This window comes from Mesorhizobium sp. AD1-1 (assembly GCF_020164655.1).
In the GTDB taxonomy this organism is placed as follows: domain Bacteria; phylum Pseudomonadota; class Alphaproteobacteria; order Rhizobiales; family Rhizobiaceae; genus Mesorhizobium; species Mesorhizobium ciceri.
In genome coordinates this window covers 204,420-218,834 of record NZ_JAIUGP010000002.1, presented here as the reverse complement: position 1 = coordinate 218,834, position 14,415 = coordinate 204,420, and the positions used below count along the sequence as shown (strand labels likewise).

11 protein-coding genes are annotated in these 14,415 nt (G+C 63.6%); 4 read left to right on the top strand and 7 right to left on the bottom strand.

Translation table 11 applies throughout. From position 1 onward, the window contains the following. Positions 1 to 50: 50 nt before the first annotated feature. The 4 genes from purH to htpX form a co-directional block, all read right to left on the bottom strand. The gene (gene purH, locus LB519_RS04535) at positions 51 to 1,667 is read right to left on the bottom strand and encodes a bifunctional phosphoribosylaminoimidazolecarboxamide formyltransferase/IMP cyclohydrolase (protein ID WP_224618843.1); all 1,617 of its coding nucleotides are present in this window, start codon (positions 1,665 to 1,667) and stop codon (positions 51 to 53) included. A gap of 85 nt (positions 1,668 to 1,752) precedes the next feature. After that, a complete protein-coding gene (locus LB519_RS04530) occupies positions 1,753 to 3,477 on the bottom strand; it encodes a heparinase II/III family protein (RefSeq protein ID WP_013529012.1) in 1,725 nt (574 codons plus the stop codon). A 147-nt stretch (positions 3,478 to 3,624) separates the two neighbouring features. Then, the gene (locus LB519_RS04525; protein ID WP_224618842.1) at positions 3,625 to 5,052 is read right to left on the bottom strand and encodes an RsmB/NOP family class I SAM-dependent RNA methyltransferase; all 1,428 of its coding nucleotides are present in this window, start codon (positions 5,050 to 5,052) and stop codon (positions 3,625 to 3,627) included. Then, positions 5,010 to 6,029, bottom strand: coding sequence for a zinc metalloprotease HtpX (gene htpX, locus LB519_RS04520; protein WP_224618841.1), 1,020 nt, complete (start codon positions 6,027 to 6,029; stop codon positions 5,010 to 5,012). Before htpX ends, LB519_RS04525 begins: the two co-directional genes overlap by 43 nt. 105 nt (positions 6,030 to 6,134) lie before the next feature. Here htpX and LB519_RS04515 point away from each other — a divergent pair, with 105 nt between their 5' ends. Beyond that, positions 6,135 to 6,356 (top strand): DUF1674 domain-containing protein, encoded by a 222-nt coding sequence (locus LB519_RS04515; RefSeq protein ID WP_024504209.1) that lies wholly within the window; start codon positions 6,135 to 6,137, stop codon positions 6,354 to 6,356. 7 nt (positions 6,357 to 6,363) lie between these two features. Here LB519_RS04515 and LB519_RS04510 read toward each other — a convergent pair whose 3' ends face one another. Then, positions 6,364 to 7,029, bottom strand: a complete 666-nt coding sequence (locus LB519_RS04510; RefSeq protein WP_063169463.1) for an HAD-IA family hydrolase — start codon at positions 7,027 to 7,029, stop codon at positions 6,364 to 6,366. Between the two features lie 165 nt (positions 7,030 to 7,194). Here LB519_RS04510 and LB519_RS04505 point away from each other — a divergent pair, with 165 nt between their 5' ends. From LB519_RS04505 to LB519_RS04495, 3 genes are all read left to right on the top strand, one after another. Continuing rightward, positions 7,195 to 8,064, top strand: a complete 870-nt coding sequence (locus LB519_RS04505; RefSeq protein ID WP_013529017.1) for a transglutaminase-like domain-containing protein — start codon at positions 7,195 to 7,197, stop codon at positions 8,062 to 8,064. A gap of 527 nt (positions 8,065 to 8,591) precedes the next feature. Next, positions 8,592 to 10,070, top strand: coding sequence for a TadE/TadG family type IV pilus assembly protein (locus LB519_RS04500; protein ID WP_224618840.1), 1,479 nt, complete (start codon positions 8,592 to 8,594; stop codon positions 10,068 to 10,070). A 364-nt stretch (positions 10,071 to 10,434) separates the two neighbouring features. Continuing rightward, on the top strand, positions 10,435 to 11,703 hold the full coding sequence (locus tag LB519_RS04495) for an SAM-dependent methyltransferase (protein ID WP_224618838.1): 1,269 nt from the start codon (positions 10,435 to 10,437) through the stop codon (positions 11,701 to 11,703). A gap of 1 nt (position 11,704) precedes the next feature. Here LB519_RS04495 and LB519_RS04490 read toward each other — a convergent pair whose 3' ends face one another. Both LB519_RS04490 and acs read right to left on the bottom strand, forming a co-directional pair. Then, complete coding sequence (locus LB519_RS04490) at positions 11,705 to 12,448, bottom strand: MOSC domain-containing protein (RefSeq protein ID WP_063169460.1); 744 nt, start codon at positions 12,446 to 12,448, stop codon at positions 11,705 to 11,707. Then, positions 12,448 to 14,403 carry an acetate--CoA ligase gene (acs, locus tag LB519_RS04485; RefSeq protein ID WP_013529021.1) on the bottom strand — a complete coding sequence of 652 codons (1,956 nt, stop codon included), beginning with the start codon at positions 14,401 to 14,403 and terminating at the stop codon, positions 12,448 to 12,450. The genes LB519_RS04490 and acs overlap by 1 nt, the downstream gene beginning before the upstream one ends. Between the last annotated feature and the right edge of the window lie 12 nt (positions 14,404 to 14,415).

Below are 14,415 nucleotides of genomic sequence, written 5' to 3'. Positions count from 1 at the left end.
TCGCTGCGCGAACCGCTTCTCACCCCGCAAGGAGAGAAGGAAGAAGTGCGTCAATGCCTGAAATGCCGGACGCCCGTAAACACCATGGCGATGCCGTGCTCGTCGGCAGCGGCGATGACGTCCTTGTCGTTCATCGAGCCACCCGGCTGGATAACGGCAGTGGCGCCGGCGGCGATCGCCGACAGCAATCCGTCGGCGAAGGGGAAGAAGGCGTCGGAGGCGACGACCGAGCCCTTGGTCAGCGGTTCGGCAAGGCCGGCGGCCTCGGCGGCGTCGAGTGCCTTGCGGGCAGCGATGCGTGAGGAGTCGACCCGGCTCATCTGGCCGGCGCCGATGCCGACGGTGGCGCCGTCCCTGACGTAGACGATGGCGTTGGACTTGACGTGCTTGGCGATGCGGAAGGCGAATTTCAGGTCGGCCATTTCGACCGGCGTCGGCGCCCTCTTGGTCACCACCTTCAGTTCGAGGTCGTCGACGACGGCGTTGTCCCGGCCCTGGATGAGCAGACCGCCGGCGACGGATTTGACCGTCGTGCCCGGCGTGCGCGGATCCGGCAGCCCACCGGTGACCAGCAGGCGCAAATTCTTCTTCGCCGCGACGATGGCCGCTGCCTCGTCAGTGGCGCCGGGCGCTATGATGACTTCGGTGAAGGTTTTTACGATCTCTTCCGCCGCCTCGGCGTCGAGGGTGCGGTTGACCGCGACGATGCCGCCGAAGGCCGAAACCGGGTCGCAGGCGAGCGCCTTGGCGTAGGCGGCTTTCAGCGAGGTGCCTTCGGCAACGCCGCACGGGTTGGCGTGCTTGATGATGGCGACGGCGGCGGAACGCGCCGGATCGAACTCGCCGACCAGCTCGAAGGCGGCGTCGGTGTCGTTGATGTTGTTGTAGGACAGCTGCTTGCCCTGCAACTGACGCGCCGTGGCGACGCCCGGCCGCTTGTCGCCATTGATATAGAAGCCGGCGCTCTGATGCGGGTTCTCGCCATAGCGCATCACCTCGACCAGCCTGCCGCCAAAGGCACGCCACGTCGGGTGTTCGATCTCGAGCGCTTCGGCGAACCAGCCGGAGATCGCCGCGTCATAGCTGGCGGTGCGGGCGAAGGCCTTGGCGGCCAGCTTCTTGCGGAAATCCAGCGACAGCGAGCCGATGTTCATCTCCAGCGCGTTCAGCACCGAGGCATAGTCGCCGGGATCGGTGACGATGGCGACATAGGCGTGGTTCTTGGCCGAGGCGCGGATCATGGCCGGGCCGCCAATGTCGATGTTCTCGACGATCGATGCGTAGTCGGCGCCGGAGCGGCGGACCTCCTCGAACGGATAGAGATTGGAGACGACGAGATCGATCGGCTCGATGCCGTATTTGCGCATTGCCGCTGAATGCTCCGGATCGTCGCGCACGCCAAGCAGCGCGCCATGCACGCCGGGATGCAAGGTCTTGACGCGGCCATCCATGATCTCGGGAAAGCCGGTGAGCTCGGAGACGTCGCGCACCGGAAGGCCCGCGTCAGCGATCGCCTTTGCCGTGCCGCCGGTCGAGACCAGCTCGACGCCTGCGGCTGCCAGCGCCTTGGCGAAATCGATGAGGCCAGTTTTGTCGAAAACGGAGAGCAGGGCGCGACGCACGGGAACCAGGTCTGGTGCGGGAATGTTCTTGGCGGCGACGGCCATGGGCTGGCGGCCTTTCACGACTGGTGTGGTGGATGCCCGGCCCGTAGCACATGCCGCCCGGAAATCAAACCAGCGGTCAGGTGGGTCAGTTGTTTTCCGGGTAGCCGGCGATGCTGGTGCGGGTCAGCTGCCAGTGGACTTCGGCGATTTCCGAGGCCTTGAAGGCAAGCACGATCTGGCGGCTGCGGCGCGGGCCGCCAAGACCGGCGAAATAGATCGATTCCTCGACCTCCGGCACCACTTCGGCCGATGTGAACACCCAGGTGTCGGCCTGATCGGCGGCCAGCACCAGGCGGTCATGCTCGTCCTGCAAAAGGTTGACATCGGGATGAACGTGGAAGCGGACGGTGACGAAGTCGCGGCCATTGTTGCGGATCGCGGCACTGCCGGGGCGCTGGAAGCGGTCCCGGCCGGCCAGCACATTGCCGTTCGACGACAGCTTCAGCTCGCGCTCATGCAGGAAACCAAAGCGCGCGACATAGCCGTCATGGCGGGCGATGAAACCCTGAACGCCTTTCTGATCGGTGCGCTTGCACTGCACATGCTGCGGGCCGCCGATCAACGGCGAACCGAGCAGGTCGTTGACGCGCAACGAGTGGCTGAAGCGCGCCGACGAGGTGTCGTTGATGGTGGCGGTCGAGTGCGCGGCGGTGGCGCGCGCCAGCGGCCGGAATTCAGCCGCGCCGTAGGTGTCGATGCCGGCATTGACGATGTAGTGCTGGCGCCCGGACGACAGTTCGAAGGCAAGGCAGCTGGCATGTGCGGCATTGGACACATCGACCGGCGGCGGCGGGCCGGTGTCGGCGATGACCGTGGTGCCGCCCATAGACAGGCGCTCATAGCCGGAATGCGGCGCATGCAGCAGCGGCGCGCCAGCGGTGTCGTCGTGGCGCAGGATGGTGGCGATGCGGTCGTGGATGGTGGCGCCCATGCCGTTGAAGCGGGCGAGGCTGCCATCCTGATGGCGGAAGAAGCGCAGCGCCGGCAGCATGCGGTCGATGGCGCCGATCAGCGCCTGCGGCGGGGTTTCCGCCTGGTTGGCATAGGTCTGGCGCAGTGGCAGGAGGTCGGCGAGGATTTCCAGGACGACCATCGGATTGCGCGAAATGTGCCCGCCATCGGCGAGGATCTGGCGGTCGAGTTCCTCGGCAAGATTGCGGGTCGCGCCACGCAGCGCCGATGCCGGCGCCGGCAGGGACAAGGCAGCGAAGGCGAGCGCGATGCGGGCCCGCAGCCTGTCCTTGCCGTCGGGCATTTCGCGCGCCATCGACCTGAGGTAGCGGATCTGCATGGCAACCGATTTCAGGAAGGCGCGGTAGAATGGGAATTCGGCGCCCTGCAATACGACCGAGGAGTGCTGCAACCAGGCGATGATGCGCTTGGCCGTCGTGCCGGGCTCCCAGGCGATGCCGGAAATATGGCTGCCATGCATGGTGATCCAATCGGAGACCAGGGCGCGGGCATTGGCAGCGGCAAGCTCCGTGCCGGCGGCGCGCATATGGCGCAGCCAGCGAAAGCCGTGCAGCGTCTTCTGCCAGCCGTGATTGGGCACGTTGATCTGGAAAGGCGACTTGCCGCCGGTCTCGACCAGATGCCCCGACAGGGGATAGCGGCCGTAATAGATCTCGAGTGCGATCTGCGGGTCGGCGAGGCGCAGGTCCGGCGGTGCGATCAGCACACGTTCCGGCGTGCGGCCGGAATAGCGCCAGCGATAGACAGGCCCGGCGCGCAGGCGCCGGCGCGTTTTGCGCCAGAACTCCTTCGCGACAAGCGTCCACAGACGCGTCGTGCTGCTGGCAGCCAGTGCCAAAACCCCTCCTGATCGTCCTCTACCCCGGCGCCGAGTCTACATGATTGCACGATTCGTGCGAAGGCGAATTCCACGAGCCCGGGCCGGTTCACCTGCTTCTGCCCCCGGTCCTGCCTAAAAAAGGCAGCAAATCCGGCAGTTCAAGCCCTAGCCGGCTCGCCGCATGCGAGCGGCGAAGAAGCCGTCGAGGCCTGAGCGTTCCGGCGCGCCGAGGTCCAGGTCGGCGGGCGTGGTGCGCAGCGTGCCTTGCGGCGTCAGGAATGGATCGATGCCGGCGATCTCGCCTTGCAGCAGCGGATCATTGGTGATTTCAGGCGTGCCGGCGAGAAAGGCGCGACAGAGATCCTCGCCTTCGAGCGGATCGAGCGAACAGTTGGAAAAGACGATCCTGCCGCCGGGCTTCACCAGCGTCACAGTGCGGGCGAGCAGCCTGCGCTGCAGGTCGGCCAGTTTTTCGACATCGGCAGAAGTCTTGGTCCATGGCACGTCGGGGTGCCGCCGCACCGTGCCGGTCGACGAGCAGGGCGCGTCGAGGAGAACGGCGTCGAACAATTCCTTCGGCTCGAATTTGAGCAGGTCGGCCTGGACGATCTCGGCGGACAGGCCGAGGCGCTCGAGATTCTGCGTCAGCCGCGCAAGCCGGTTTTTTGACGTGTCGACGGCGGTGACCTTCGCGCCGGCAACGATCAGCTGCGCGGTCTTGCCGCCGGGCGCGGCGCAGAGATCGGCAACCCGCAATCCCGTGACATCGCCGAACAGTCGGGCGGGCAGGCTGGCCGCGGCGTCCTGGACCCACCAGGCGCCCTCGGCAAAGCCAGGCAATTCGGTGACAGGACCGACAAGATTCTCGACCCGCACCGTGCCGGTCGGCAGGACGATGCCGCCGAGTTTTTCGGCCCAGAGTCCGGGATCGGCCTTGACCGAGAAGTCGACCGGCGCCTCAACGCGGTGCGCTTCGAGGATCTGTCTGGCCTTTTCGTTGCCGTAGGTAGTCTTCAGCCTGTCGGAAAACCATTCGGGCGCCTCGTCGGTGGCGGCAAGGGCGGCAGGCAATTCCGTTTCCTTGGCCCGTGCCAGTGTGCGCAGCACGCCATTGACGAGGCCGGAGAACCGCACCGTGCGCGGATCGGACTTGGCATGGGTCACCGCAATGTCGACGGCGGCGCTGTCGGGAATATCGAGGAACAGGATCTGTGCGGCCGCCACATGCAATATGTGCGACAGCGCCGTGGCATTGGGCGGCAGCGGCTTTTCCAGGCGCCGCGCCAAGAGCCCCGATATGGTCATGCGATAGCGCAGCGCGGTGACCAGAATGGCGCGGACAAGGCCGCGATCGCGCAAATCGAGCGCCTTGTATTGCGGGTGGCCGTTCTCGTGATCGGTCAGCCCGTCAAGCGGTGTCCTGGCATCGATGACGGCGGCCAGCAGGCGGGCCGCTGCCTTGCGCGCGGCGAGACCGGCGACGAAGTCGCCGCCGTCCCTGTGTTCCTGATCACCTGAAACCGTGCGTCGAGGTCCTCTGTCCGCCACGCTCACGACCACCGGCCCCTGGGCCCGGTCGGATTGCGACCCCATGGGTTGGATTTGGGCTTGGCGGGCTCCGCCGGCTGCTCGGGCCGTGCTGTCTGATCCCACGGGCCGGATGGCCGCAGTTCGTCCGCCTGGCGTGGCGTTGAGGCCTGGCGCGGTGCAGCCCGGGTTTCGCTGCCGGCCATGTCGCGCGCCATCGCCTGCAAGGCTGCAATGCGGTTCTCAGTGGCGGGGTGGGTGGAGAACAGGCTGTCCATGCGCTCGCCGTGAAGGGGATTGATGATGAAGAGATGCGCGGTCGCGGGATTGCGCTCGGCATCGGGGTTGCGGATGCGTTCGGCGCCGCGGGCGATCTTGTCAAGCGCCGATGCCAGCCAGAGCGGGTGTCCACAGATTTCGGCGCCACGTCGGTCGGCCTCGTATTCGCGGGTGCGGCTGACCGCCATCTGCACGACCATCGCGGCAAAGGGCGCTACGATCATCGCCGCCAGCACGCCGACAAAGCCGAACGGATTGTTGTCGCGATTGCCACTGAAAAAGAAGGCGAAATTGCCGAGCATCGAAATGGCACCGGCAAAGGTGGCGACGATCGTCATGGTCAGCGTGTCGCGGTGCTGCACATGGGCGAGTTCGTGCGCCATGACGGCTGCGACCTCTTCAGGCGTCAGCGCCTGCAACAGGCCGGTGGAGGCAGCGACCGCCGCGTTCTGCGGGTTGCGGCCGGTGGCAAAGGCGTTCGGCTGCGGATTGTCGATCAGGTAGGTCTTCGGCATGGGCAGGCCGGCCTGTTTGGCGAGCGACTGGACGATGGCGTAATATTCGGGCGCGTTCTTCTCGTCGACCTCGACGGCACGGTTCATCGACAGCACCATCTTGTCGGCATTCCAGTAGCTGAACAGATTGGTGCCGGCGGCGATCAGCAGCGCGATCATCATGCCGCCGGTTCCGCCGATCAAAAAGCCGACGCCCATGAACAGCGCGGTCATCGCGGCAAGAAGCATGGCGGTGCGAAGTGTGTTCATCGTCTGCTCCTGTCCAGGTGATAGCGAAAAGGGGTCGATCCGCTTCGTCTCATCGCTATATGATGGGAAACACCAGTTCCCGTTTCAATCCGCTGGAAATATCGCATGAACGACGAAGCCAGTAAAACCGATGCCGAGCTTGCCCATGATGTCGAGCCAAAGGCGCTGACGCCGGAAGCCAGACGTGCGCTCGCGGAAGCCGAAGCAAGGCGTGTAAAGTACCTGGAAAAGGAAGCCTCGGCGCCGAAGGAAATCGGCGGCCGCGGCGGCAAGGAGCCCGGCCGCTACGGCGACTGGGAGGTAAAGGGCCTGACCAGCGATTTCTAGACGCGGCCTAGGCGGCGTTGCGCTGCGGCTCGAGCGCGATCCAGCCACGCTCGTCGACGGTGATGCCCACCATGTCGTAGCCCGCGATCGCGGCGTGTTGCGTTGGCAAGGGGTGCTTGTGCGTGGCGCTGATGACCATGACCGCCGCGCCCGCCGCTTCGGCTGCCGCTATGCCGGCCGGGGCATCCTCGAACACGAGGCAGTCGCGCGCGTCGAAGCCGAGCCGTTCCGCGCCAAGCCGGAAGCAATCGGGCGCCGGCTTGCCGCGGGAGACATCTTCCGCTGCGACGATGACGGCCGGGACGGGGATGCCCGCGGCCTTCATGCGCAACAGCGCCAGCTCACGTGGGGCGGAGGTTACGATCGCCCAGCGTTCGGGCGGCAGCGAATCGAGAAATGCCACGGCGCCGGCGATCTGGATAATGCCTTCGAGATCGGCCGCCTCGGCCTTCAGCAGCAGATCAGCCTCGTGTGCCGGGTCGACGCCCGGCAGCGCCAGGCCGGTGATGGTCTCGATCGCGCGTACGCCATGGATCGTCGGCAGGAAGGCAGCGACGTCGAGGCCCTGGCGGCGTGCCCAATCGCTCCACACCCGTTCCGCCGAGGCGATGGAATTGATGAGCGTGCCGTCCATGTCGAAGAGGAAGGCCGCGAATTTTCTGCTTGAATACATGATTTTCCTTGAGTCCGGGGAGCGCTGGTGGGGTTGCCGAACCTAACGTCTCGACCGCGGCAGGGGAAGACACGGGGTGGGCTTTTCGATCGGCCCAGGGAACCACGGTATCCTCCGGGCGTTTGGGAAGGACTGCTTCTCACAAGATCGAAGGGGGGACCAACGATGCTGATCCGGCTCGGCTATGAAATCGCCATCGAATGCGTAGCCGCCACGCCGGTGATTTCAGTGCTCGAGATCCATCGGGACAGGCAGGCTGATATCAAGCGGCAGACGCGGGTGCTGACCTCGCCCGCGGTGCCGACAAGGCTGTACCACGATCTGCATGGCAATGCCTGCCGGCGCTTCACAGCGCCCGCCGGTGGTTTTCGCATCCTGTACGACGCGGTCGTCGAGGACAGCGGCGAGACGGACGAGGTAAACACCCTGGCCAGGGAAGTGCCGGTGGCGGACCTGCCGGACGAAGTTCTCGGTTATCTCCTGGGCAGCCGCTATTGCGAGACGGATCATCTGAGCAGCCTGGCCTGGCAGCTCTTCGGCGACATTCCGTCCGGCTGGGCGCGCGTGCAGGCGATCGTCGACTATGTCCACAACCGGCTGTCGTTCGGCTATGGCTATGCGCGCTCGACCCGCACGGCGGCTCAGGCGCATGAGGAACGCGTCGGGGTCTGCCGCGACTTCGCTCATCTGGCGATCACGCTTTGCCGCTGCATGAATATTCCGGCACGCTATGTGAACGGCTATCTCGGTGATATCGGCGTGCCAGCCGATCCGGCACCGATGGACTTTTCGGCGTGGCTGGAAGTGTTCCTCGACGGCAAATGGTACACGTTCGATCCTCGCCACAACACGCCAAGAATCGGCCGCATCGTCATCGCCCGCGGCCGCGACGCCACCGACGTGCCGCTGCTGCATAGTTTCGGCGCCCACCGGCTCAGCCTGTTCAAGGTATGGACCTATGAACAGGAAGGCAATCTGTTCAACCCGCCCTACCACGGTATCGACAGGACCGTCGGCGCACAGATGCTGGCCTAAAGGTATGTCGATTCAGGTGAGGCCGGTCTGCAAATGACGGCTTTCTGCGCTTCCGGTGCTCACTGACCAAATGTCCGCTCCGCTCCGGTTCTCGAAAGCCATCATTTTCGACCTGGCCTGACCTGAATCTCAACACCCCTTGAGGCGCGCGGCCAAAAAGCGGCCCTGGTTTTTCAAACGTGATGGCGCTTTGGTCTTTCGACGGCCGGAGGCGTTGGATCCGATCATTTCGCGCCCTGCAGTCTAGGGACAACTGGCCCGCTTCGGCACACGGACCCTGTCCCGCAACAGGACGTCATCGGGATTCCGTGATTGCTTCGTCTTGAGCATGGTAACCGGCTCGTAAACGCAGCCGCGGCCGCGCTTTTCTGTTTACCAGTCATTCACCTTTGCGGAGCTTGAAGCCGAACAAAAACAATGATTTGGCGGCAAGCGGCCGGCCTTCTACCAGCCAGCGGCGTCATCCGGCGGGAATCCTGCATTGCCCTGTCCGCGGCGACGAGGCCGAGGCGAATGGAGGCTGTAGGATGCGGAATTACGGGGGTCTTGTTCACGCGGTCGGCGGGTTCGCCAGGGATCGCGGTGGAAATTTCGCAATCCTGTTCGGCCTCAGCGCCTCGGTCTTGGCGCTGGCTGTTGGCTTCTCGGTCAACGTATCGCAGCTCTACAATGCCAGATCGAGCCTCCAAGGCGTCGTCGACGCCGCGGTCACATCGACGGCACGCGACCTAACGACCGGCGCCATCAAGGAAGCCGATGCCAACAAATCGGTGCAGGCCTTTCTTGACGCCAACAGCCAGGCAGGCATTCTGCAGGCCGACCAGATCGTACTCGACAGGCTGATCGTCAACAGGACCGCCAAGACGGTCCAGGCCGACGCCCATGTCGATGTCGGGCTGTATTTCCCGATTTTTGGCACGGGCGACATGAAACGCGTCGCCGCCTCCACGACGGCGCTCTATTCGGACAAGACCGTAGAAGTGGCGATGATGCTCGACATAACGGGGTCGATGGCCAAGCGCGGCAAGGTCGACAAAATCGGCGATCTGAAAACAGCTGCAAAAAACGCTGTCCAGACGATGCTGCAGAAACAGGATCCGCAGAACCCCCGCATCCGCGTCGCGATTGTGCCTTACGCATCTGGCGTCAACGCCGGCAAGCTGGCGGAAAACATCTATGCCGAGAAGCAAGGCAGCTCTGAGCTCCCACCCATCGTCGGCAGTCCGCTTCTCGTCGCCAAGACAGGCAAAAATCTGCTGCCGTCCTTCAGCGACTACATCTCCATTGTCGGCGCGGCGATGCCACGCCCCGACAATTGCGCCACCGAGCGCAAGGACAAGAACGGCAACGCGGATATGAGCGCCGACGGCCCGGATACTGTCCGCACCGACGGGAACGGCAAGAAATTCTATGCCCTGGTCAACCGGGACGATCATCTCGGTGACGGGGACATGAACAGGTGTCCTGATGCGAAAGTGATCCCGCTGACCGCCGATTCCGATGCCTTGCTTGAATCGATCGAGGACTTCCGGGCCAATGGGTTTACGGCCGGCGCGATCGCCATTCAGTGGACCTATTATATGCTGTCGCCGCAATGGCGCACTGCGATCAGGAATGCCGGTCTTGGCAAGGGTGCCTCGGATGCCGATCCGAAGAAGATCGCCAAGGTCGCGATCCTGATGACCGATGGCCAGTTCAATACGGCCTTCGCCGGTGCTGGGGACAGCTACAACAGGCAGGGCACCCTTGCGCGCGGCAACGCCGAAACGCTGTGCGACAACATGAAAAACGACGGCATCGAGATTTTCACCATCGGCTTCGATCTGGACGACAAGGATATGTCGACAACCGAGCGGGACCAGGCAAAGGCGGTGCTGAAGGATTGTTCGTCGAAGGATACCTCCGCCGCCAAGAGGCATTTCTTCGACGTGTCCACCGGAGCCGAATTGGACGACGCCTTTCAGGAAATCATTCGCAACACCGAAAAGGTCGCATTGACCCAGTAGTCTGGTCCGCAAACGGAAAAGGCCGCCGCTTCTTTCGAAGCCGGCGGCCTTCCGTGTTTCCGTCCGTGGCGCGGCCCATGGCGATGACCTATCAGGTCAGCCGCCGCGCATTTCGCGCCTTAACGGGAAGACTGCTTCCCGAAAGTGCAATCCGCTGAGGCCACGTTCTGGAAAACGAAATCACTCGACATCGGATCACCTCCTTTCGATTTGTTGAACACATACTCATGATGGGGTGCATTGCAGCAAAAGACAAGGTGCAGGTCTGAAATTAACCAACGGGCGGGCCTGGTGCGGGCCGGCTTGCGATTGCCAGGCCGACCGGGCAAACTTCTGCCCCGGAGCCAGCATTCGGAGGAATCGCATGGAGGCAGCCGAAAAGGCCGCTCGCATCGTTCGAACGGTGATCGAAACATTGAAGCCGGGTTTTGCGGTCAGGCTGTGGACCGGGGAGCGGATAGGCCCCGCCACTGGTCCGGTGCTCACCATCAACGACCAGGACATCGTCTGGCAGATCGTGAAGCGACCGTCCCTGTCGACGCTGATCGAGATGTGGATTTCCAAGACCATCGACATCGAAGACGGGACGATCTTCGATTTTTATGCCCTGCCGTCGCAAGGCAAGCTCAGAACCAAGCTCAAGTCGCTGCCGAAAATGGCGATCCTGCGCGACCTGCCTTCCGTGCTTTTGGCACGCAAGCAGATGAGCGCGCGGACCGATCTGTCGGGGCGCAATCCCTATGTCAGCGGTTCGAGCCAGGAGGCGATCCAGCATCACTATGACATCTCGAACGCCTTCTACCGGCTCTTTCTCGACGAGCGCATGGTCTATAGCTGCGGCTACTTCAAGGATTTCGCCAATGGCATCGACCAGGCGCAGGTCGACAAGCTCGACCACATCTGCCGCAAGCTCCGGCTGAAACCGGGCGAACGACTGCTCGACATCGGTTGCGGCTGGGGCGCCATGCTGATCCATGCGGCGAAGAACTACGGCGTCGTCGGCCACGGTGTGTCGCTGTCGCAGGCGCAGACCGAGCTGGCCCGCGAACGCATTCGCGCCGAGGGGCTGGAGGACCGCATCACCATCGAGATCAAATCCTATGCGGAACTCACCGGCAGCTTCGACAAGATCTCGTCGATCGGCATGTTCGAACATCTCGGGCTCGCCAACCATGCGACTTATTTCAAGACCATTCATCGCCTGCTGAAGCCGGGCGGCATCTATCTGCACCACGCCATCACCCGGCGCAGCAAGGGCGACATCAAGAAGACCTTGCGCAAGGGGCCGGAGTTCAAGGCGCTGCTCAAATATATCTTTCCCGGCGGCGAACTCGACACCATCGGCATGACAACAGGCAATCTCGAGGCGCATGGTTTTCTCGTCTACGATGTCGAGAACCTGCGCGAGCACTATGCCCGCACCTGCAGGCTGTGGGCCGAGCGGCTGCAGGCCCGCTTCGATGAGGCAATCGCCGAGGTGGGCGAGGCCAGGGCGCGGCTATGGCTGCTTTACCTGACGGGCTGTTCGATCACCTTCGAGCGCGCATCGGCACAGATTTTCCAGACCGTCGTGACCAAGCGCGCGCGCGGTCCAAGCGGCCTGCCGCCGACACGGGCGGATCTGTATCGATAGCTTACAGGAAGCGCATCGCGTCGCCGACTTCGACGCGTGCCGGCCGGTCGACCGTGCAATAGACGCCGAGATTGTGGGCGTTGTGGCGGACCAGGTTGCGCAGGATCGCCGGATCATGGTCGAAGCCATCCTGGGCGACGATGGTGAAACCGCAGCGGCGGCAGGGTTCCGAGATGGTCAGCAGGAGATCGCCGACGGCAAGCTTGCGGCCGATCCATTCCGTTTCGGGAAACGAGCCTTCGATGGCCGCCATGTCGACAACGATGTTGGGGCGGAAGCGGCGCGGGTCGGCGACCCCTTCCGGGTGCAATGCTTTCAGGCGTGCCAGCGAAGCCGTGGTCAACAGATGAATCGGCGCCTTGCGGTAGCGCTCCGCGGTCAGCGGGCCGGAATAGTCAGGCCCGGCATTCTCGCGGCGAAACGGACGGAGCGAGGCCTCGAAGCCGAGATAGGCCGACACCGCGCGGTCGCTCTCGATGCTTGGCGCGGCCAGCCAGTCGCCCTCGGGAACGGCAATCTCGAGTTCCAGGGTCGGCGACAGCCGGGTGCGGATGCGCGGCACCTTGTGCCATTTCGCGTCGCGGTCCGGTCGTGCGATCTCGTTGTCGGACACGTCGACAAGGCCGAACAGGCGGTCGCCGTCGATGCTCTCGACGTCGACCGAGATTGTTTTCAGGCGCTCGCCGGCAAGCGAACTCGCCGGATAGCGCCAGAGTTCGCTGACAGTGCCCAGCGCGGCCTGCATCAGCTCTTCTTGTTCTGCCGGTTGGCGACCAGATCATCGACGACGGCCGGGTCGGCCAGCGTCGAGGTGTCACCCAGGGCAGAAAAATCGTCCTCGGCGATCTTGCGCAGGATGCGACGCATGATCTTGCCGGAACGCGTCTTCGGCAGGCCCGGCGCGAACTGGATCTTGTCGGGCGAAGCGATGGCGCCGATCTCCTTGCGGACATGGGCAACAAGCTCCTTGCGCAGCTCTTCGGTCGGTTCGGCACCCTTCATCAAGGTGACGTAGCTGTAGATGCCCTGGCCCTTGATGTCGTGCGGATAGCCCACGACCGCGGCCTCGGAAACCTTCTCATGGCTGACCAGCGCCGATTCGACTTCGGCCGTGCCCATGCGGTGGCCGGAAACGTTGATGACGTCGTCGACGCGGCCGGTGATCCAGTAATAGCCGTCGGCGTCGCGGCGGCAGCCGTCACCGGTGAAGTACTTGCCCTTGTAGGTCGAAAAATAGGTCTGCACGAAGCGGTCGTGATCGCCATAGACGGTGCGCATCTGGCCCGGCCAGGAATCGGTGATGCACAGATTGCCGTCGGCCGCACCTTCCAGCACCTTGCCCTCGCCGTCGACCAGCTGCGGCTTGATGCCGAAGAAAGGCCGCGTCGCCGAACCCGCCTTGAGGTCGGTCGCACCTGGCAGCGGCGTGATCAGGATGCCGCCGGTCTCGGTCTGCCACCAGGTGTCGACGATCGGCACCTTGCCGTTGCCGACGACGTTGAAATACCACTCCCAGGCTTCCGGGTTGATCGGCTCGCCGACCGAACCCAGCACGCGCAGCGACTTGCGCGACGTCTTCTTCACGTGCGCATCGCCGGCGCCCATCAGCGCGCGCAACGCCGTCGGCGCGGTGTAGAAGATATTGACCTTGTGCTTGTCGATGACTTCCCAGAAGCGCGACTGCGACGGATAGTTCGGCACGCCTTCGAACATCAGCGTGGTGGCGCCGTTGGCGAGCGGGCCGTAGACGATGTAGCTGTGGCCGGTGACCCAGCCGACATCGGCGGTGCACCAGTAGATGTCGCCGTCATGGTAGTCGAAGACATATTGGTGGGTCATCGAGACGTAGACGAGATAGCCGGCGGTGGTGTGCAGCACGCCCTTCGGCTTGCCGGTCGAACCCGACGTGTAGAGAATGAACAGCGGGTCCTCGGCCTTCATCTTCTCGGGCTTGCATTCGGCTTTCACCGTCGCGATCTCGTCGTGATACCAGACGTCGCGGCCTGAAACCCAGCCGGTCTTGCCGCCGGTGCGTCGCACGACCACCACCTTTTCGACTTTCGTTCCGGCTTTCGCGGCGATCTCGATCGCCCTGTCGGTGTTTTCCTTCAAAGGGATCGGCTTGCCGCCGCGCAGGCCTTCGTCAGCGGTGATAACGAAGGTCGATTTGCAGTCGTCGATGCGGCCGGCCAGCGCATCCGGCGAGAAACCGCCGAAGACGATCGAATGGACGGCGCCGATGCGCGTGCAGGCCAGCATCGCATAGGCGGCTTCCGGGATCATCGGCATGTAGATGGTGACTCGATCGCCTTTCTTGACGCCGTGTTTCTTCATCACATTGGCGAGCCGGCAGACATGCTCGTAGAGCTCGTTATAGGTGACCTTCTTGTCGTCGTAGGGATTGTCGCCTTCCCAAATGATGGCGGTCTGGTTGCCGCGCTTCTTCAGATGCCGGTCGATGCAGTTGTAGGATACGTTGGTCAGTCCGTCCTCGAACCATTTGATCGAGACCTTGCCGTCGAAGGAGGTGTTCTTGACCTTGCTGAACGGCTTGAACCAGTCGATGCGCTTGCCGTGCTTGCCCCAGAATTTGTCCGGGTTCTTGACGCTGTCGGCATACCATTTCAGGTAGGTGTCATTGTCGATCAGCGCGTTTTTCTTCCACGCCGGCTGGACGCGATGGACATGAACCTCGGACATTCCTGACTTTCC